The 20,876-nt window shown below is 38.0% G+C and carries 22 protein-coding genes and 2 pseudogenes; 2 read left to right on the top strand and 22 right to left on the bottom strand.

Annotated elements, in window-relative coordinates; translation table 11 throughout:
• Positions 1 to 387: 387 nt before the first annotated feature.
• From PVA17_RS25570 to PVA17_RS18540, 17 genes and pseudogenes are all read right to left on the bottom strand, one after another.
• Positions 388 to 547 (bottom strand): annotated as a pseudogene (locus PVA17_RS25570) (sporulation initiation factor Spo0A C-terminal domain-containing protein); the annotation flags it as partial.
• A gap of 141 nt (positions 548 to 688) precedes the next feature.
• Positions 689 to 964 carry a hypothetical protein gene (locus PVA17_RS18465; RefSeq protein ID WP_274068527.1) on the bottom strand — a complete coding sequence of 92 codons (276 nt, stop codon included), beginning with the start codon at positions 962 to 964 and terminating at the stop codon, positions 689 to 691.
• Positions 965 to 1,221: 257 nt separating this feature from the next.
• A complete protein-coding gene (locus tag PVA17_RS18470) occupies positions 1,222 to 2,136 on the bottom strand; it encodes an adenylate/guanylate cyclase domain-containing protein (RefSeq protein ID WP_249105136.1) in 915 nt (304 codons plus the stop codon).
• Positions 2,137 to 2,398: 262 nt separating this feature from the next.
• Positions 2,399 to 2,983, bottom strand: coding sequence for a tyrosine-type recombinase/integrase (locus PVA17_RS18475; protein ID WP_274068528.1), 585 nt, complete (start codon positions 2,981 to 2,983; stop codon positions 2,399 to 2,401).
• Positions 2,984 to 3,716: 733 nt separating this feature from the next.
• Positions 3,717 to 5,879 (bottom strand): phage tail protein, encoded by a 2,163-nt coding sequence (locus tag PVA17_RS18480; protein WP_274068529.1) that lies wholly within the window; start codon positions 5,877 to 5,879, stop codon positions 3,717 to 3,719.
• A 44-nt stretch (positions 5,880 to 5,923) separates the two neighbouring features.
• Positions 5,924 to 6,268 carry a hypothetical protein gene (locus tag PVA17_RS18485; protein ID WP_274068530.1) on the bottom strand — a complete coding sequence of 115 codons (345 nt, stop codon included), beginning with the start codon at positions 6,266 to 6,268 and terminating at the stop codon, positions 5,924 to 5,926.
• Positions 6,269 to 6,350: 82 nt separating this feature from the next.
• Positions 6,351 to 6,593, bottom strand: a complete 243-nt coding sequence (locus PVA17_RS18490; RefSeq protein ID WP_274068531.1) for a hypothetical protein — start codon at positions 6,591 to 6,593, stop codon at positions 6,351 to 6,353.
• 2 nt (positions 6,594 to 6,595) lie between these two features.
• On the bottom strand, positions 6,596 to 7,273 hold the full coding sequence (locus tag PVA17_RS18495; RefSeq protein ID WP_274068532.1) for a hypothetical protein: 678 nt from the start codon (positions 7,271 to 7,273) through the stop codon (positions 6,596 to 6,598).
• A complete protein-coding gene (locus PVA17_RS18500) occupies positions 7,263 to 7,679 on the bottom strand; it encodes a hypothetical protein (RefSeq protein WP_274068533.1) in 417 nt (138 codons plus the stop codon). The genes PVA17_RS18495 and PVA17_RS18500 overlap by 11 nt, the downstream gene beginning before the upstream one ends.
• 328 nt (positions 7,680 to 8,007) lie before the next feature.
• Positions 8,008 to 8,601 (bottom strand): HNH endonuclease, encoded by a 594-nt coding sequence (locus PVA17_RS18505; RefSeq protein WP_274068534.1) that lies wholly within the window; start codon positions 8,599 to 8,601, stop codon positions 8,008 to 8,010.
• Positions 8,602 to 8,722: 121 nt separating this feature from the next.
• A complete protein-coding gene (locus PVA17_RS18510; protein ID WP_274068535.1) occupies positions 8,723 to 9,028 on the bottom strand; it encodes a hypothetical protein in 306 nt (101 codons plus the stop codon).
• Positions 9,029 to 9,030: 2 nt separating this feature from the next.
• The gene (locus PVA17_RS18515) at positions 9,031 to 9,984 is read right to left on the bottom strand and encodes a hypothetical protein (protein ID WP_274068536.1); all 954 of its coding nucleotides are present in this window, start codon (positions 9,982 to 9,984) and stop codon (positions 9,031 to 9,033) included.
• 29 nt (positions 9,985 to 10,013) lie between these two features.
• On the bottom strand, positions 10,014 to 10,253 hold the full coding sequence (locus tag PVA17_RS18520) for a helix-turn-helix transcriptional regulator (protein WP_274068537.1): 240 nt from the start codon (positions 10,251 to 10,253) through the stop codon (positions 10,014 to 10,016).
• Positions 10,254 to 10,625: 372 nt separating this feature from the next.
• Positions 10,626 to 11,216 (bottom strand): hypothetical protein, encoded by a 591-nt coding sequence (locus PVA17_RS18525; RefSeq protein ID WP_274068538.1) that lies wholly within the window; start codon positions 11,214 to 11,216, stop codon positions 10,626 to 10,628.
• Between the two features lie 446 nt (positions 11,217 to 11,662).
• Positions 11,663 to 12,646 carry a hypothetical protein gene (locus PVA17_RS18530; RefSeq protein WP_274068539.1) on the bottom strand — a complete coding sequence of 328 codons (984 nt, stop codon included), beginning with the start codon at positions 12,644 to 12,646 and terminating at the stop codon, positions 11,663 to 11,665.
• 472 nt (positions 12,647 to 13,118) lie between these two features.
• The gene (locus PVA17_RS18535; RefSeq protein WP_274068540.1) at positions 13,119 to 13,376 is read right to left on the bottom strand and encodes a hypothetical protein; all 258 of its coding nucleotides are present in this window, start codon (positions 13,374 to 13,376) and stop codon (positions 13,119 to 13,121) included.
• A 15-nt stretch (positions 13,377 to 13,391) separates the two neighbouring features.
• Positions 13,392 to 13,616, bottom strand: coding sequence for a hypothetical protein (locus PVA17_RS18540; protein ID WP_274068541.1), 225 nt, complete (start codon positions 13,614 to 13,616; stop codon positions 13,392 to 13,394).
• 239 nt (positions 13,617 to 13,855) lie between these two features.
• Between PVA17_RS18540 and PVA17_RS18545 the strand changes: the two genes are divergently transcribed.
• Together PVA17_RS18545 and PVA17_RS18550 are read left to right on the top strand one after the other, a co-directional pair.
• The gene (locus PVA17_RS18545; RefSeq protein WP_274068542.1) at positions 13,856 to 14,086 is read left to right on the top strand and encodes a helix-turn-helix domain-containing protein; all 231 of its coding nucleotides are present in this window, start codon (positions 13,856 to 13,858) and stop codon (positions 14,084 to 14,086) included.
• A 38-nt stretch (positions 14,087 to 14,124) separates the two neighbouring features.
• Positions 14,125 to 14,526: a hypothetical protein gene (locus PVA17_RS18550; protein ID WP_274068543.1), complete on the top strand. Its 402-nt coding sequence runs from the start codon at positions 14,125 to 14,127 to the stop codon at positions 14,524 to 14,526.
• A gap of 852 nt (positions 14,527 to 15,378) precedes the next feature.
• Here the strand turns inward: PVA17_RS18550 and PVA17_RS18555 are convergent.
• From PVA17_RS18555 to ahrC, 5 genes and pseudogenes are all read right to left on the bottom strand, one after another.
• On the bottom strand, positions 15,379 to 16,350 hold the full coding sequence (locus PVA17_RS18555) for a tyrosine-type recombinase/integrase (RefSeq protein WP_274068544.1): 972 nt from the start codon (positions 16,348 to 16,350) through the stop codon (positions 15,379 to 15,381).
• Between the two features lie 138 nt (positions 16,351 to 16,488).
• Positions 16,489 to 17,219 (bottom strand): annotated as a pseudogene (gene spo0A, locus PVA17_RS18560) (sporulation transcription factor Spo0A).
• A 340-nt stretch (positions 17,220 to 17,559) separates the two neighbouring features.
• Positions 17,560 to 18,507, bottom strand: a complete 948-nt coding sequence (locus PVA17_RS18565; protein WP_132356657.1) for a SpoIVB peptidase S55 domain-containing protein — start codon at positions 18,505 to 18,507, stop codon at positions 17,560 to 17,562.
• A gap of 119 nt (positions 18,508 to 18,626) precedes the next feature.
• The gene (gene recN / locus PVA17_RS18570) at positions 18,627 to 20,318 is read right to left on the bottom strand and encodes a DNA repair protein RecN (protein WP_274068545.1); all 1,692 of its coding nucleotides are present in this window, start codon (positions 20,316 to 20,318) and stop codon (positions 18,627 to 18,629) included.
• 35 nt (positions 20,319 to 20,353) lie between these two features.
• Positions 20,354 to 20,803 (bottom strand): transcriptional regulator AhrC/ArgR, encoded by a 450-nt coding sequence (gene ahrC / locus PVA17_RS18575; protein ID WP_079561797.1) that lies wholly within the window; start codon positions 20,801 to 20,803, stop codon positions 20,354 to 20,356.
• Positions 20,804 to 20,876 lie beyond the last annotated feature (73 nt).

Raw genomic sequence — 20,876 nt, forward strand, 5'->3', positions numbered from 1 at the left:
TCTGAATCAAATGCAGTAAAAACACATTAGGGAATTTCTTTCTTGGGACAGCATCATTCATTTGCATTAACTTTTCAAAGAGTGCTTTCGCTGAATTGCCTTTATAGCTCACAATTAAAATATTCTCATTAGATTTGGTCAACGCTCGCCACAACGCTCTAGCAAGCACAAAAATTCATGTCCATTCTTAGTGTTTTTGACAAGAATTTTTTACGCAAAAAAAAAAACACACCTCCATTATTTGAATTTTCGTAAACTCAATAAATGAATGTGCGTTAACATTTACCCGCATATATTTAGTTATTTATAGGTTCAAAAAGTGATTTATCGGTAAATAAATCTATAATATATCAACTATAAGTCCTGTAATCCCTTGTAGCTCTAACCTTAACTCGCCATCATATCAATGCGAATCTTGTCTGCAATCATGGCGATGAATTCACTATTTGTCGGCTTGGATTTTAAATGATGTACCGTGTATCCAAATGGATTTTAAATGATGTACCGTGTATCCAAACATCGACGAAATCGATTCATAATTGCCACGGTAAGCTTGGCGGCGGGATTTACTTATTATATTTAACGATCATACTACGTAAGTTTAGCGGTCATTCTGACGATAGCCTTCGTAGTTTTTAACGGTTTATATTTACCGATAATATTACACTACATTATTTAGTAAGTAAACTTAAAATGGATCATTATTTACGATTGAATTAATACGGGCCAAAACTCGAAGCCTTTCCATGTATTCAATCAAGGCTCGAATTCCAAATTTAACGTTATTAGTTTCCTCAATAATTCTAATCATAATATAATACGCTTCTGCCTCTAACGGCGTAAAATAATTGTTCCCACGGCGATTCATTGCAAAACCCCGAATAAAGTAACGAACTTCTTTCATATGGTTTTGAATTGTACGCTCACTAACCCCAGTTTTTTCATACATAGCTTTAGTATTCATTTTCTCTCCGATTTTTACATCGATGTAAAATTTATTAGCGCTACAATCAGCCTACATCACCAGTAAATAAAATTCTAGTGGTAAAATCAAGCAAACCCTTACGGCTCTAAGACTAAGCGTCAATTTTACGTCAATTCATCTTGTGTATTTCAGCATATATATATCTAATCCTCGTCGATGCTCGTCTACTTATCTTGGAAGTTAGTAGGTATCATACGTCAGTTTTACGTCAGAAGTATTACCATTCTATTAAATCATTATACAAACAATTTCCAATAAAAATCGCTTTCAAATTCATCACTTAGATCTGATTTATAACTTTCTAAACATCTATTATAATAATCTTTCACCCAGACATACTTTAACAATACATTCATATCATTTCCTTTTAGATTCTCTTTAATAAAATTTTGTATAGGTTCTATGATATCAATATACCAACTTTCACAAATCTCCTTAAAAGCTTGATAAGAAGTATCCACTATAGTTCCATCATGACTTTTAATTATTTCTTTTTCATAACTAGCAGTATGGATGCACGTATAGATAATTTCATCTAAATAATTAATAAAATAATATCCATCATCATCTTTTATAATCAAACGTTCAAATATTTGTGAAGCAATTGTTACTTCACTTATGTAATATTCCGTAATATTCGCCAATTCATTTTCATTACATACTTCTAAGTTATAAGTAAAATTATCTTCTTGATGTTTTTCCTCTATCCGTTGAGATTCTTTTATATATTTGATTAATTCCTTTGATAATACAATTCTTGGGACAGTAGCTATTTTACTTTCAAGTCTATAAGCCTCATTCATTGCAGGACCAAATAGCTTTTCACCCTTGTGGAAACAATCTCCTATTTCAATACCACCACGAATAAGTACTTTATTTTTTATTAGTTCACATTGCATTTGTTGAATAATATCTAAGATAAAATCAACATAGTAAATATCTAGTGGAGCTGATACTACAATGCAATCAGAAAACCAAGTGACCTCTATCTCTTTTGCGGACATTTCTTTTATGAATTCTTTTTTTGACTTTTTAATCTCACTTACTATTTCAATAATAGAAAAAGCTTTATCTGTATTTTCAACAATATTTTTGAAACCTAATATATCTATAAATGCTACTATTTTTTTCTCATAACCAGTTTTGCGCAATTTAATCACCCTTTTTTATGTTTATTATACCTTAAACAATTTCTATCAATTAAAGAAATTCATTTATTTATGTTTAGCAAATCTCATTAGAAATCACCTCGTTATTAATATCAAGGTATACGCCAAAACGTTGAAAAGTTGTGTGCAAGGTCTGAGGGCCAGATGACGCCAGTCAGAATCGAGGCCTTTGGGGGTTACGCGCTTTCGACGCAAAAAAAAAGAACGACCAACAAACGAATTGAATCGCTGTTGATCGCGTTTATTAAAAGAATGAAACGTTTTTAATACTTTGTTTAATTCGTTCGTCAGTCATTCCGATGTAACGAAGCGTTGTCTTTTGCGAACTATGATTAAAGATTTCCATTAGCGTTGCTATGTCGTTAGTAGCGTTGTAATAAGTGTATCCGAAAGTCTTACGCATTGTATGAGAACCAACGGAATGATTGCCGATTTTATCGCCAGCATCAATAATAATACGATAAGCTTGTGTTGTGCTAATATGTGCGTCGCCTTTGCGTGATGGGAATAAGTACGTTGTTCCAGGCGGCAATGTATCGATATAGTCTGCGATAGCTACCATTAGCTGATCGAGGTGGACAGTGCGTTCCTTCTTCGTCTTACCTTCCCGAATCTTAAACGATGACTTACCCTTTACTTGTTCGACTCTAAGCGCAACTAAGTCTCCGCAACGTAAGCCGGTAGATATGCCGAGCTTGAATAGCAGTTGATTGCGAAGGCCATATTCCTTCGACATGCCTAAAGCTTCTAACATCTCGCTTATTTCTTCTTTCGATTTTAACGGCTGCACATCGATTAACATGCCTTTTTTCTCGTTATGATTAGCCATAATTACGCCCCTTTTGAATGTATCCTTTTTATCGTTACATCTAAAATAGCATACATTCGTTTGATACGCAATTATTAAACGGCTATTTATCAACGTTTTATATGTATCCTTTTATTAAAAAGCATACATTCGATAGCTTCGATTATGATGTTTATTATTCTGCGTCAAAACAGCGTTAATTTTGAACCCCTTGAGTTTCAGACCGCCCCGTCCAATCCGGTCGTCTGCCCCCTGTAATCTGCGTTAACATTACGTTATCTCACTTTACATGAATAGTAATGATTACGGCTTTCTTCTATTATATGTACCGGCGAAACCTTCGAATTATGTAAGGTAATGTAAACCTCTCGCTAAGCGTTTCAGGTGCGCGTCCATTCGATGCCTCTACCCGTCAATTATGCGTCAGAACTAAACTCTACTAAAGTTGTCTTTTCGGCTTTCTTCTATATAATGTCGTCAATTTCGGAAGGTCAAGTTAATGACGGATTATGCCGATTGTCAAACGGTGATAATCGTCGAGAATGCGTTAAAAGCGGACATATTCGGCAATGTTAATTTCGAGTTTCTTCTATATAATGCGTCGATTTTGCGTTATGCCCGATTGCTATCATTTAGTATCGGAGTTCTTACGCGATTAGGCACAAAAAAAGACGGCAAGCACCGCTATAAAAGCCGATGCCTACCGTTTGTTTAGACGTTATGCCGATCTTTCAACCAAAACTCGATACGATTTTTAGCCAACTTGTGTCGCCTGCCTTTCGATTAATTTCGATAGTTGATACGCAATCTTTTCGATGTCAGCTTCTTCGCGGACGGTGAACGAGTTTCCTGTTACGACAATTCCTCCGCCAGAACCGTTTCCACCTTTACCTTCCGAATACTCCCTGTTTTCACGCGCAGTTAAAACGCGTTCGCCTTTATGGAGACGCGCTGAATATCCGTCATATGGTACGGAGTCTAGTCCGCTATAATGCGATTTCTTACCGCCTTTGTCCCCGCCGAACATATTACCGACGAAACTTACGCCTGCATTAACACCATTAGTTAACCAATCCGGTAATTTAACGGAGCCTAAAAATCCGATAAAGTCTTTTACGTATCCGTAAGCTGTCGATATAGCACCGCCTAGCGAGTCGAATGCGCCTTGTACTATTTGCAGAACGCCAGTAAACACATCAAACGCATTTTTGACGCCGGTTAATATGAAATCAATAAACGGTGTAAGGACGTTATCCCAAAGACGTTTAAGTATAGTTGATACTAATTCAAACCCTATACCGAGTCCTTCTAGTATTGGTTGCGCAACAGACCATAACGTCGAGAATAGCTGAGCTAAAAACGAAATGGCCGGCATAATAACGTTGTTAAATACTATCATCGCAATATCTCCGAGAATCTGCAGCATGTTCCAGAAACCGCTTAAGAACGGCTCAATAATCGACCAAGCGTTTGTTAACACGTCTACTATCGTGGACCATACCGTAGAGAAGATCTCTTTCAAACGGTCAAATGTCGGACTAAGTTCCGTTATTTTTTCGGCGATATATTCGCGGACTTCTCCGAATTTAGTTTTGAGCGATTCAAACGTTCCGTCTCCAAAGAGCTTATCGAATACTCCGCCAAACCCACCTTCTTTAAACGCCGTCATTAATTCGGAGACTTTCGATTTAATTCCATCCACAATTCCATTTACTTTATCTGCGATGCCTGGCGGAAATAGCGCATCTATTAATCCGCTCGTACCTCCGGTTTTAAATGCGGACCACAGTTCCTTTACTTTGCCGATAATACCGTTGATGGCACCACGGAATGATTCGCTATTGTCGTAAAGAGCTTTGAATCCGACGGCCACCGCAGATATTGCTGCGGCAATTAGCGAAATTGGATTCGCAAGAACTGAGATTGTTCCGATTATTGCAAAGGCGCCTAATGCTGCAGTAATTGCTCCGGCAATATAAGCGATTGGCTTCCTCCATTCCCATACGAATTTTCCGAATGCAATAGCTTTGTCTACAAGACTTGCTAATATCTTGTCTAATTTTGCTGCCATTCCGTCTAAATCCATGTTATCGAACGCTTTAACGATTTGCCCTAAGGTTGCACCTAGTTTCGAGTTCCCCATCTTCCCGACTTGCCGCATGAACTTTCCGACTCGTTCGTTTATTTGCGCCCAATATCCGAGGGTCGTCTCTCCCATTGAGGATACCGTTTTTTGGGTAATTCCCATGCCGTCTAGCATCTTATTAATCTCCGATATTTGTTGCGGGATTGCTAACTTTTTAACACGATTTAGCTCACCTTTATTTAGTCCGAAACGTTCGACCATCGATAAACTATCGCCTTGCCACATTTCCTTCAAGGCAAAAGCTGCTCCGTCAGTTCCTTGGGTCGGGTCAAGTACCATAAGACGTTCAATAATCGACCAGGCTTTACCTAAGTCATCAACGTTTTTAGTCATCGCTACTAACGATTTGGATGACGCTAGCATATCGGTAGAGTTAAGTAATGGACTATCAATAGCCATTTTATCAACCATCTTCATGTACGCATTGGACTTTTTGTCGTCATTAAAAATCGCTTTTACTGCGACTTCAGATTGTTCATAGCGTGCTGCATTGCCAATTGTCGCGTCGAATGCTTTAGCTGCGCCTTGTGCCGTTAGATATGCACCGGCTAGTCCAACAAGTGTGCTTTGAGCCCCCTTTAATGACGCACTTAAACCGTTAGAACTTACATGTAATCGGCTAACTTGCGTAGCGAACCCGCCTAGTTTACTCGAAGCTGATGTCGCAGTAGAACCAAGCTGACTAACTGATTTTTTCGTTTTCGATACACCTTCGCTAACAATACGACTTGATTGGTTCATAGTATCCATCATCCGCGTAAGTTTACGCATTTGCGCCGAACCCTGGTCACGCATCTTAAATACGGCTGTTAAATTTATGGCCATTGGATGCGATCAACTCTCTTTGCCACTATTTCCGCTAAACGATCAGCTTGTTGACTTGCTGCGATATATCGTTTGCGTGCGCTCACATCTCCATTTGCATATTCGATTGCAGCATTTAATGCCTCTAATCGCTTTCGAGCGTGATTAGCTTGTACACGGTCACTCACCGCGATAGTTAAGAGTGGCAAACGTAATTGCTCAGCTTGCTTAACTTTTATTTTCGAAATATTACCGTGCAGTCGTTCTACTTCAACGATAAACTTAGCTGCAGCGAATATTACTTCGTTATCGCCTAGTATTTGTGTTACTTCCTGTCTGCGTTGATTTATTTGCATTTCCGTATCCTCCTTGCGTTTTTATGGATAGAAAAAGGCACAACGTCGATTAAAACGTCATGCCTCTTGCGTTAATATTGCGTTATTCAGTTTGTTCCGTTTCGTGCTCTTGTCGTGCGGCTCGTTTAATGTTTGCATATAAAACACGCGAACTTAACGAACCAATTTCACTTGCGACTTGTAATGCGATTGCTACGTCCTGTTGTCGAATTGTACCGTCTTTCAATTTCTGCTTTAATCCAGATTCTAAAACGCGGAAATTAGTGCCTTTACCCTTCGCTTGTTGTGCCATCAATGCTTCTAATTGCTCGTCATATTTACTCATAATTATTTCGCTCCTTTTGTTTTTGTTGTTACTTCTGCGATATATTCGAAATCGTTTGGCTTATGCCCGTTAGTGAATAAACCAACCTGGTTGATTACTTCATGCACCCCATTTGTAACTCCTAGACTCCGCATAACTTTCGCCGAGCTTGTCGGGTGTTCTATCACCATAACCGCACTAGTTTTACCTTCGTAACGATTAGCTTTAGAAATTCCCACCATTTCCTCACGTAAATATCCGTAAGCATCTTCACCATTGCGGTGGTCAATGATACAGCTAATTAACAAATCTCGCGCCATTTTTAATTTTGCGTGTACAATCGGTTCATACTCTGCACGAACCTTAGGCACGAACACGTTTTGATATTCGTCTACTAAGTCGACGGATGAAATAGTCCCTTCCGGTAATGCTGCGTGCGCTAAACGAGCATCACGTTCCCGGCGTGTGACAACCTCTTTTTGTAGTGCAATGTCATCGTCAATTTTAACGAGTTGAGCAGTTGCATCCGTACCGCGCTTAACACTCTCCGTAAACGTATACTCATACTGTGTCTGCAACTCACTTAAACGCGAGCGAGCACTAGTTAAGTCTGCTTGATACTGCGCTAGTTTTGCTGCTCTTTCAGCACCTTCATTTCTGTAATCTTGTAATAATGTAAACTCGTGTTCTTTAATTGCCATCCGATTTAATCCCCTTTGTTTTTAGTATTTGAATAATTTTTTCTAACTTGTCTATACACCATAATCGCCACGTCGGAATAACAGTTTCGTCTTGCTTGTCCAACTCGAATAAATCGACTAGCATTTCCTCGTTACGAGTTATCTGCTCGCGTGTCCCTTCGACTTCTCTGCGATAAATCACCAGGAACTGAGCGCTCATTAAGTCTCGATACAATTCCTGGCTATCCGTCTGCAGCTCGTTTATTTCATACGTATATAAATCGTCTAGCAAGCTAGTTACATCCTCGTAAGGCTTTGAGATTTCGCCAATTACATTAGATATACCGCGCTCATCTGTTTGATAGATTAATAGTGAAATGAACGAAACCTCTCGCAAATTGACAAGTGATAGTAAAGCAAAGCGCATTAGAGTCACTCCTTTCCGTTTGACCATCTAGGGTAATAAATTTAAGCAATTCTTTCGATATTAGCGCTTAAAAATATTTACTCGACTTATTTATTAGGAAGGCTCATAATCGCCGTTTTCGAGCCGTTTTAGTACATTTTTAAGACCCCTATGTAAATTGTCAGGAATCTTGAATTGCACCGCATGTAACTTTCCTGTGTGATCTGTGTACGTGGCCATGACTTTATAACCTTTTCGTTGTTTCAAGCGCCGAATAGCCTCGTTATGTCCCGCACCTACGTATAAAATAAAAAAGCCCGGTATGCGCCAGGCTTCGAAATCTCGGTTATTAGACAGCGGATTGCACCGCCTTTTGTTTCGCCTCATTACGTCGGACCTCTGCAGCCTCGTCGCGTAGGTGACCTATCATCTGCTCAACTTCAATGTCGGTCAGTTTCCGACCAATAAGACCGCCGATAAAACGCTGAACGAACGGTCGTAATAGTTCCGGTTTGAACTGCTCGAGATATTTATCGAATGCTTCTATCGCAAAAATTCCGTTCTTTTTGCCATTACATTTTTTACATGCCGGAAGAACATTTGAAGGAATATTTGCTCCTCCATACGCATTGCCGTCTTTCAGCGGGTAAACATGATCACACGTCGCAACAACACCCTCGTCTTTGAGCGATATACCGCAATATACACAATCTTGCGTGGCTAATTCGGCAATATACTCCCAGGAAACGAGTGGTATTGTATCCCCCGCCCTAGCTGCATAATGTCGAGCACGTACTCTATGAGTCTCGCCATTTCTCTCGCGATGCTTACTACGGCAACTTCGACAAATGTTCTGGTGTCCAGTTTTGCTCTTCGCATCACGTCGGAATAGCTCAATTGCTTTTGTCTCGCTACAAATACGACAAGTAAGCTCTTTACACATTGCGCTCACCTACTTCCACTGCAAGTGCAAGTTTTGTTTCGATGTAAGCTAGTTTTGCGACTAATTGAAGGTATTCTAATGTCATTTCATATCTGCTCCATTTCATTTCAAGTGTTTATATTTACGCTACGCACTCGATTGTGACATCGAGATTTTGTCGCGCAATTACCATTTTCAAGTGGTTCAGTAAAGCTGCGTTCGGATTCTGCTGAGTTGCATTGTATTCGTCTGCAAGTGGCTTACTGTTCGTTTCAACACGTAAAGCTACGTCCTTAAAAGGTTGCAGTACGCGAATGAGCGTCTTAAATGCCGGATAAACTGCATTGCTCTGAGTAAAAGTTTCAGCATAAATGCTTCCGTCTGCCATTTCGATCTGCACGTCATATTCTGCGACGCCGATTTGTGTAATAGTTTGCTTTAGTCTCATTTCTAAGCTCCTCCGAATTGATTAAATTGTGTTCTTATTGCTTGTAACTGCTCACCATTTCCGCCGAATACTACACGTGGGTTTACTGTGATTCCTTTTTGGCGACGGTCATTCGTGTTTTCAAAGAATCCAAACACTACTTTTCCGTCAATTTTCACGCGATTCATCGTCATTTTCAGCTTTGCAGCATTTGCATAACCTAGTAACTCCGCTAAACTTTCAATATTCATCGGTTGTAAGCGCTCAGCGTCCGTTTCATCTGGATTGTGGCAAACGATATTTGTCTCGAAATTTAAAAACGGCAATACCGAGTAGACTAGCGCAAGCTGTCCGACCGTTTTGCCGTTCGATAAATCGTATAAATCACGTACTGTTTTCTTAAACATTCGTGTATGTTGCAAATCCGCTGTGTGCGATTGAATTGACTTAATGTTTCCTCTGAAAAAGACGGTAGGATTCATGTATAGCACCCCTTCCGACTCTGAAATGATACCTTCCTGGCAATAACGACTGAATAGTTCGCGTGCACGTTTGCGACTAAGGCCAGTCAACTTTTCAAAACCTTCATGACTGATTACCTTGCCGTTATCGTATTGCAATCGTCCTGTATTCCATGCGATGTATGTTCCAAGGTACATTAATCGAGCCATGTCAGCGTTATTTAATGAAGGGAAACGTTCAATTATTGTTCGTGACTGCTGAAAGAAGGCGAATACAAAGCCTCCGTTTTCTTCTTCGTGAGAGCCTAACGCCTGTATGGATTCAATAGCTCGGAACTTGGATTCCGTCATTTTTGGTACTAAGTCATGAGTGAATAAATCGCCTAAATATTCGCCAGTGTCTAGGCTGTAAGGCTTGCCGTCTTTTACTACGTAGTTTTGTTTTTGTGCGATAGCCTTACATCGTGTTGTTGGGTTTAATTGTACGAATTGTTTGCCTGCTGATAATGCTGTCATGTCATATCTTCTCCTTTTCTGATTCCGTTTTATTTTTGTAAAGCATCGGCGAGTTCGCCTAGTTCAGCGATAACCCTCGCCAAACGATGCCGTGATTCATCGAATTTTTGAAACGCTTTATTTGCGACCATTGGTGTGAGGCGACGGTCGCCGCGTTCAATAGAGCTTAGCATCGTTGTTGAAATACCTAATTCCTTCGACAACTCGCTTTGTGTTAATCCGAGTGCCTCACGATAATACTTGATTTGAGCTGCGTTCAATTTTGACATTTCCTCACCACCTCTAAACTTGTTGTGTAAATTCCTCAACTACTTAGCAAAATAAAAAAGCCGCCCGAATGGACCGCTTGAATTTATGATATTTACTTCCTCAAACTATATAATGACTTATCGCATAAAGTATGGCTTCCCTTGTATAGGTGTCTAAAACGGCAAATAGTGTATTAGTGGATGAAAGTTTTTACTTCCTCTACATAAGGTAAGGCGCAAAACACGGTATTTGTGTGCAACCTTCCTATAAAATCATTCGATAGTCCTATAATGTATAGCCAACAACTAGCTAAAAACTCAACCTAGCTAATCTGCACGCAACCATCTAAAAACCGCTATTCCACTATTAGACGGAATGACCGCAGTATAAAATTACTTCTCGTCGTCATATGCCGTAGCCCAAGTTGTACCCCAAAACTCGCGAGAACGACGGGTAGTTGCCGATTGGATATCGTCAATATTCTGGGAAGTCGAGCGCTTCTTACCTCCCATTAATTGGCGTTGCTGCGAACGTGCAACCGTCTTTTCTAGGTCATCGGTATTCACGAAATGGCGTTGTTCCGTTTCCATTAATCTTTCATCACTCGACCAAAATCCATACTCATGCGAATAGTGGTTATCGCGAGCCATTTCACGTTTCGTACCGTTCTCAATCGCCTGTTCTCTTCGTTTCAACTTTCGCAAGTAGACGTTTTTACGCGACCTACATTCTTCGGAGCATACGACCGCCGAATTAGGCTTTGAATGATCGTAGAATAAATAACCGCAAGCACAACACGGTCTAACACGCTTATTTTGAAATATTTCCGGTGATTCTTCTTCTAACTCTCGCAACAACAGCATGGCATCGTATATATCGCATCCGTCCAAGTCCAATACGCTTTTCATAAATTCAATTGCGCCAGAACCTGGTAACGCTTCGAACGCCAATTCCTCGATAACTTGACCCTTTTGTATTTTCACAATTTCCCACTCCTTAAAAATTACCTGCCTTTTACGTCCCAAAATCGAAAAATTACCTGCCTTTTACGTCCCGTTGGATAATCACAAAACAACACAATATATAGTTACTTTTGTAGTTAAAAAGCTATGAAATACGCATATATTGTGTATTCAGACATATCACATCGACATCTCGTCTATCTTATCAGTAGTATTACGTTTGGATAACGCCAAATATCAAAGGTAAATAATCAGTAAAGTTTCCGTTTGGTTGGAACAACCTATTAAAACCTTTGCGTCCTCATTTTGCAAAGAACGCAAAATAAGTCCGCGTCTGTCTATTACAATGATATTATTACAATCGCTAGATATCATCAATAATGTAATATCAGATATGGAGCGCTAGCGACATAGAGGATTTATGTGTTAGCATAAAGACTCGTATTATCTTTTATTTCCTTTTACTGTTATAAAGCTAATATTTCATTAAAAGCTTTTCTAATATTACTTAAGTCTTTATCGAGTTTCTCAAAACTAAGTTTTGATTCATCTTTTAAAACACCCGTATGCATGATGTCATTTCTTAATTTATAAACAGAGTTAATCGAATTCCAATACTCAGAATTAATCTCTTTTAGACTGCGAGATTTCAAGCATTTTAGTATTACGTTGTACTTTAGATCCATTAATTTACTGAAAATACTATTTAATTTATCAAAAACTATATCTCCCTCGATTGAAATGTCCTCAATAAACTTTGAAATAAAAGATTCCTGAGCAATTGAAGCAAAAATTATCACATCTTTAAACTTAGAATCGTATAATGCCGATTGTGCTTTATCCAAGAATTGAAAACTGATAGTGTATTCATTTTCTTCTACATTGAAATTCTCAAAAAAATTATCATCAACTTTTTCACTTTCAACTTGATCTATATATGTGTCTAAAAATGTAATATTATATCTCATGTTTCTATCCAATTCATATGTAGGTGCGTAAAAATAGAAAGATGAAAAGATCCCAACCATTTTGTTTATTCGATTAATTGGAATTTCCTCTATCCAAAACATTTTGGTGTTTTCTCTAATAAAACGAAGTACGTGATTTAGCCTGATGGAAATTTCACTCATTATCTCTCTTGCAACATCGTCAGGTACATCTGCAACACTTTCCTCGCATTCAATTTGTTCACCTTCAATTTTTTTTGTTATCTTATTTACTCTGTAGTCTTTATAATTATAGTTTTTTGATATTACTTCTATTAGAATAAACTTACAAACACTTTCCTCGTATTTATCGTTGTAAATATTGTAGTAATCAATATCGTTAAAGAGTAATCTGAGATGAAATTTTTCAAATTCGGGAAAATAAAAATCTTTTTCATAATCTTTCGCTTCATTTAATCGAATAATATAAGGTAATTCAATCCTGCATTGAAATTTAATACTCATTACTATTCCTCCAACACACTCATTTAATTTTTTCCATTTTATCATGAATATGCATATAAAGTTTTACATACTTAACAAAAATAACGGTTCTCACGCTGCAACATGAAAACCGTCATATATAAGAAGCAAGTTCGTTATTCTCTCTGATTAACGGAATGTCGCCAACCACTCCGCTAGTTTAAATCTTTTAAAAAGTCGCCTGTATGTTACGCTAAATACCGTTTGCAACACCGTTGTTATTCTGTGAGCATCGCCAACTGCTCTGATGTATGTAGCGCAATAGAATCCGTCTATGTGCGCTCCGTTGCCTTCACTCAGCGTTGAATCGTCTCCATTTTATCCAACCGTCATGGCAAGTAAGACGTGCCTAAACATCCGTAAAATCGTCATCTGTAGCAAACTCCGTATTATCCACCGTATCAAATTCCTGTATCAGCTTCCGATACCGTAGTTTTTATGTGAAAATTACGTATTAAGCTAATAATTTCGGTGCTTGTGCTAAAAAATATATAAGTTCTGTAGGCTCGCACGTATTCAATTCGGAAAATAACTTAGCAACTTCTTCATTCCATGCGAATAATACTTCATTCTCACCAATATACAAAATTGCATCGTCTGGATATCCCGGTTGCCTGAATACTTCTAAATGCACCTGATCCATAATCCGAGTTCTTTCAACGACGTAACTATAGCCTGGTTCAACTTCAACAATCTGCATCTGTGTAATCATAAAACAACCTCCCGTTTAATTTATCGCTACAAAAACAAATACTATTGCGGCTACATAAAATGCCGTTGCTACGCAATACCACGTTTTTAATTCATCCTCTGAGCCATCTTCTGCAAAGAAATAATTTTCAACCTTCTGCGCTGTGTTAGCTGCTTGTTGCGTGAGTAACTTTACATACGACTTGATATAACTACGTTCAAATGACTGTGACGACGGTTTACGAGCTGTTGATTGCCTCATACGTTCGTCCCTCGCACCATTCCGAACTCTTTTCCTTCGACGATAATTGCGGAATACCAATCGTTGATAATTACAGTAACTTGTTCGCTTAGCTTAATTGTCATACGCTCTTACCTCCGTTTGTTTTACTTCTCGATATTAATATATCGCATATACGATATATCGTCAACACTTATTTACGAATAAGTAATAAAACGATACAATTATGGTTATAATAGCTATGAAGGGGCTGGGTAGTAATGAGAAAAATACATATTAAACTTGCTGACATACTAAAAGAAAGGGGCATGACACAGGCGCAAATTGCGAATTTAGCTGATATTCGACCTAATGCAATCTCAAATTTATGTAGGGGCTATGTTGATCGCTTATCAATCGAACATTTAGAAAAGCTATGTGAGGCACTGCAATTGGCAAGCATAAACGATTTAATTGAATTAGAACCCAACAAAAAAGACGACGGCCAATAACGGCTATCGTCATATTTTTAATAATAGGAGGAGTTACTATGTTGGTACACGAAAGTTATTCATTTAGTCGTTTATTTTTAAATCGCAATCTTGAATTCTTTTTTATTCAAGGAGTAAATAATTCGGATAATTTTGATGAATATTGGGACGGAAGAACTATAGAAGTAATAGGATATGCAGTGATTTATATTGATTTTGAAACAAATAAACAAAGAAATTTCATATATTTAATTGATAATGATAATAAAAAATACAATAACGCAATTAAATATACAAAGAAATTTATCGAACAAATGACTTTATCTGACAAACTTTCCGATAGAGAAAACTTTAAAATTATAAAAACGAAAATAAATGGCCAGGTGGTTTCGGAACCGTATAAAAATTTTATAAAAGTTATTGTGAAAAATGAAATTCCTGAGTTTGTTCTAGACTTGTAAAATAAAACCGAGTGGACAACGCTACGTCTACTCGGTTTTTTTCTTTTTCTTCTTCTTTTTTGGCGCAGTAGGCAATCCGTACTTCTCCGTCTGCTTGCGAACACCCTCCGCAAATTTATCTAACTTCGCTTTGTTATACATTGATAAATCACCTCTCTTTATCAATCCACCCTAGTTAAAAGATATGTAAAGCGTGCTGCACTCTATACTCCAATAACAAAAAAACATCAATATTTATTGTAGATTAACGCTTGACGACCGAACCCGATTTTTCAACAGAATGGCTGATGAAATTAGGAAATTGGCGCAACGTTGTTACCTTACATCTAGCAAACTATTATAAGTAAGTTAGACATAAAGTAACTACGCGATCATTCAACGTCATGGAGTTTCATTGAGGGGTCTAGTCGTCTTGTTTCGTAGAGAACTTTCGTTCTGCGATGCCTCACGTAATTACTGTCCTACGTGTGCGAACTGTCCTTGATTGGTTAGCTTTTGCTAACTGCTTGTCCGCTTGACTGCGCTTACCCTAACCTTAGTTAGCCAGTAAACCACCGTACCGATTATGAGCGTACGCCTCGATTCATCCCAACGGAAACAAGAAACCGCTTTGACAGGGATATATCCGATTTTTTTGCAACGGTCCGGCAACCTTTCCAGGTTATTTTAACGACGAATTAGTGGGCAACCTCGTCGCTACTGCTAAAATGGGTGCACTTAATAGGAGTTGCATCATCGAAAAAATTTCGATATAATGAACCCTAAGTAAACGCTATTGCTGCCAGGCAATTTTTAGCGTAGATATTAAGTTGTAAAGTCGTTAGTGCGTCAACACTAGCGGCTTTTTTCTGTTTAAATATCCAAATTCTCTAGCGGACTATGTTGCCGATACTTCTGCATAACCTCTTTATCTGCGAAATCTAAATAAATCTGCGAGGTTATTTCAACACTTGCATGTCCTAATAATCGAGAAAGTGTCGCTAGGTCACCACCGTTAATTAGATATCTTTTTGCAAAATTATTTCGAAGCAAGTGAGGCGTTACCTCTAAACCAACATCACGACTCCTCAATCTAAACGAACGCTCTACGCCTTCTATACGCAACTTTGTGCCACGATTCGTTGGGAATACGTATGGGCTATCGTTATAGCGATCTTTATAAGCAATCCACGATTTTAGATGCTTACGTGTCTTTTCTGAATAGTAAACAAAGCGCTGCTTACCGTTTTTTGTCTTTCGGAGTAACATCGCATTTCCTCGCAAATCAATATCCGCTGGCACTACCTCTAATAACTCGCTAATTCTTGCGCCAGTATCAAAAATGATGCGCGCTATTACCCAATCACGATACTGGTCGAATTTACTTACGTCGAAAGAACGGAAAAACTGTTTTAGTTCATTATCTTCGAGCATAACTTTGATTTTTCGCTCCGGTTTAACATTCTTAACGTCTTTCAACGGATTTTTGCGAATCATCTGTTCGTTGTATAAATACGAATAGAACGCCTTTATGTTACGCACATAATTTGCTATTGTCGTCTTGCTAACAGGTTTGCCGTAATCACCGCGTCGCTCCGGATAGTTAACAGGCGTTTCTGCAGCACTTACTTGAAACTTGCCCCTTTCTTCGATTGAACGGATATAAGCCTTTATGTGCTCCGTTGTGACGCTCTTAACGTCAGTAATATCGAAGGTATCCTCCAAATATCGCGCAAATAGTTTTAAAGTTTGTTCATATGAACTTAGCGTTTTCTTTGATAGACCTTTAGCGGAACAATCCAACATATAACGGTCAATTTCGATTAAAAACGTACTTAATGACATAAAAAAATACGCCCCCCTAAACAGCGTTAAAAACTGTTTAAAAAAGCGTCATCATATACGTAATATAATCGTTATATATAATAAGTTTACCGGCTATTCTCCGCTAGCCTATCGTCCACAAACGCAGTCATACCGCGTTTAACTCGCCATCATATCAATGCGAATCTTGTCTGCAATCATGGCGATGAATTCACTATTTGTCGGCTTGGATTTTAAATGATGTACCGTGTATCCAAAGCACGTTCAACTCGTGATGGTGTTGTATTGAACTTTTTAGCGATTTCTGGATATAAAATTTTCGTCACAGAGCCTAATAACTCGATATCTTCGAACACCATTTGGATAGCTTCTCGCAAATAAGAGTAACCTTTAATATGAGCAGGAACGCCGATTTCTTTAATAATGGCTGTTATCGTGCTATCTAATTGATGTTGATTCAATTTTTGAGGTGCCGCTGGTTGTAAAACACTTGTCTTTTTAGGAAGTGTAGCCTTCTGCCCTGCACAATGTAAGATTTTTTGAACCAATTGATCAAATTCAAATGGCTTTAGCATGAAATAGGATGCACCTAAATCTACAGCCTGTTTCATCACATCTTCTTGGCCAAAAGCAGTTAACATTATCACTTGAATTGATGACATTCGTTCATTTTGATACATCGACTCTAAAACAGCTAACCCATCAAGATGCGGCATTATTATATCTAGTAGCAAAATATCTGGTGTGAATTCTTCTAGCATTTGTAAACAAATTTTCCCGTTTGAAGCAGTTGCAATTATTTCAATTTCAGGATGCCCTTGAAAATACTGCTCCATCGTTTTTAACAACTCACGATTATCATCTGCAATCGCTACTTTAACCTTTGTCATTTAAATTCCTCCTTTTGAACTGTGCTTTGAATTACCCCAAAGCGTCACCTATCCCCTAATGCAATTTTTGCACACTTTGGAATTTTCGACATTTTCGTTTTAAAAACCTTTTCAATTTCCAAAAATGAGTATGTAGTCCGATACTTTCTTTTTATATCGACAAGTTATGATAAATACCTGCAAAGCTTCGAATGCTTATATCCTTTATTTTAGTGAAAAAACGGAGATAAAACTACAGTTTTTTTAAAGTGTCGCTAATCGCTTCATAAATAAACGAAATACTTGATGAACAAAATATTTTTATGAAAGAATGGAGCTACCTTTTTGGCAGCTCCTTCGTTTAAGATGATTTTTTTAACATTTCTGCTACTGTAAGCGCTGCTCCCTTTTTTGGCTCCTCCACAAACATATGTGTAACCGCACCTACAAAACGACCGTCTTGAATGATAGGACTGCCACTCATCCCCTGCAAAATACCACCTGTTTTTTCAATGAGTTTTTTGTCAGTTACTATAAATTCAAGGCGTTCATTTTCAACCTTGGTAATTTCAATTGAAAAAGTTTCTACCTTACTGCCCTCAATAGCAGTATAGATTTCAGCCTTCCCTGTTTTTATATCCTTTTCATGCATAATTTCAATTGCTTTAGGCAAACTTTGTTGATAACCGTCTTCCCAACGGCCAAAAATTCCATAAACTGTATTTTTATCGATACTTCCTAATCGATTATGTTGTTTTTCAATGGAGGATATTTTATAGCCAGGCTGACCAGGTATGCTTTTACGAATTTGTTGAATCGAAGCTAAAAAAATGGAGCCAGCATGGAAAATAGGGGCTTCTTGTAACGTTGAATCAACGATTTGGTGGCCTAATGCACCGTAATTTTTTGTCTCTGGATCAATGTATGTCAATGTTCCTACTCCATCTGTTTCATCTTTTAGAAAGGAAATAACATGTTCTGCTTCTTGCTCCTGTAAATCAAGTGTCATTTCTTTTCCTTCACTTTTTATCGTCCATTTCTGTTGTCCTTGCCGAGCAACAGCTTTTTTGGCATCTACAAGTGTTTTTACTGTAATATCATTTATTTTTTCAATTACAGCGCCTCCTTTCATCCACTGATTGGAAGCTAACAGCACATCATGTGCTACAAATACATGTGATAGCTGAAGTTGAATACCAATTGCTTCGCCCATCGGAATTAGCTTTTTTGCGGCAAAAGCCTTTACGGGCATGAATAATAAAACGATGAGCATAGGCAAAATGACAAATTGACGCCAACGACGATACATACGACACCTCCTTTTTATTTTTGTCCTTTTACTATGTGTTTTTGTGGCGTTCTTATAAGCGGTAAATATTTGCGCAAAAAGAAAAAACCCAGAAACAACAGTGTTTCTGGATTCTTTTGCTATCTCATTTGTTTTTTTCGTGCATTCGCCATTTTTAAGAGCTCTGTGGCGTGTTGCAACGTTAAATCTGTAATTTCCGCTCCAGACATCATGCGACTGATTTCTTCAATACGAGCGTTCGTATCTATTTCCAGCAATGACGTAAATGTTCGATCATGCTCGACTTCTTTTTTAATAAAATAGTGATGATCGGCCATCGCAGCCACTTGCGGTAAATGCGAAATACATAAAACTTGAGAATTAACAGATATTGCAGCAATTTTTTCTGCGATTGCTTGTGCTACACGACCACTTACACCAGTATCTACCTCATCAAATATAATAGATGTTATGCCATTTGAGGATGAGAAAATCGTCTTTAACGCAAGCATCATACGCGATAATTCTCCACCAGAAGCAATTTTCGGTAAAGATTTTGGCGGCTCGCCTACATTCGTAGAAATATAAAAAATTACTTGGTCTTTGCCATTTGCATCAAAGTAAGGCAATTCATCAAAATTAACAATGAATTTTGCTTTTTCCATATGTAATTCACGTAGTTCGGCCATAATAGCTTCACTTAAATTATGTGCAGCGTCCTTTCGAACAGTAGAAAGTTCTGCAGCAAGTTCATTTAATGCTGCTTCCATTTCCGATACTTTTCGTTCTTTTACTTGTAAAATTTCGTCTCGATTTAAAAGCTCATTTAACTCTGTTTTAATTTTATCGTAATACGCTAATATTTCTTCAACTGTTGAACCATATTTACGTTTCAAATTTTGTATTAAGGCTAAACGTTGCTCAACTTCATTTAATCGAGCCGGATCAAATTCTAATTCATCCAATACATTTTTGACCTGGTAAGCAGCATCCTGTAATGCATAAAATGCAGTCGTGACAGTTTCTGAAGCTTCTTTAAATTGCTCGTCAATTGTCGCAGCATCCTCTAATGCACCCATCGCATTGCCAATCCAGTCAAGGCCTTTAGAATCACCCTGAATAGCTTCATATGCCGCACTCGAGCGTTCGAAAATTTTATTAAAATTCATTAAACGGCGACGTTCATCCAGTAACTCATCTTCCTCGCCAAGTTTTAAATTGGCATCCTCTAGCTCTTTCATTTGGAATTGGTACAAATCAATACGTTGTGCCATTAACTGTTCGTCAATTGAAATCGAAGCTAATTCTTTTTTTAATGAACGATATTCTTCGTATTGAGAACTGTACAAATTTTGAATAGGTGTCAGTTGTTCCTCAGCAAAATGGTCAAGTAAATAAATATGCTGTTTCTCATCCATAAGCTCTTGATTTTCATGCTGTCCATGAATATCGATAAGGCTAGAGCCAATATCACGTAGTACAGATAATGGCACTAGTTTGCCGTTTACTCGACAAACACTTTTTCCAGTATCATTTAAATCACGGCGCAAAATAATGGTATCTTCTTCTATTTCTATGCCTGCCTCTTCAAGTTTCTTATAAACAGGATGCCCCGAACTTGAAATTTGAAATAAACCACCTAATTCAGCCTTTTTAGCTCCATGACGAATAAATTCGGAATTGCCTCGGCCGCCAGCAAGTAAATGTACGGCATCGATAATAATTGATTTTCCTGCACCCGTTTCACCTGTTAAAACTGTTAAACCATCTAAAAAACTAACTGTTAAATCCTCAATGATGGCAAAGTTTCGAATACTAAGCTCTCTTAACACAAATTGTCACCTCTGTATCAAATTACCCTGCTATTTTACAGCATTTCTAATAAGCGATTTTTTGTATTTTCACGCTCATCTTCGTTACGACAAATAATTAAAATAGTATCGTCTCCAGAAATAGTACCTAAAATTTCAGGCCAATCTAAATGGTCAAGTAGTGATGCAATAGCATTGGCATTACCAGGAAGAGCCTTCATAACTAAAAAGTGTGATGCACCATCAATGCTGACAAAAGCATCAGCTAACGCACGGTGTAATTTTTGTATTGGATTGAAACGTTGGTCTGCGGGCAAGCTATATTTATAGCGTCCATCCTGCAAAGGTACTTTCACAAGATGAAGCTCTTTAATATCACGTGATACTGTTGCTTGTGTCACATTATAGCCTGCATCCTTTAAAAAATCGACTAAATCATCTTGTGTTTCAATTTCATGATTGGCAATAATATCCCGAATTCGTATATGCCTCTGTCCTTTATTCATGTCGGTCACCTCTTATAAATAGTTGAATATTTGTATATTTACACTACCATTTTAAACATAAAAGCACAAGAAA

It is taken from the genome of Lysinibacillus sp. CNPSo 3705, assembly GCF_028674935.1.
Classification (GTDB): domain Bacteria; phylum Bacillota; class Bacilli; order Bacillales_A; family Planococcaceae; genus Lysinibacillus.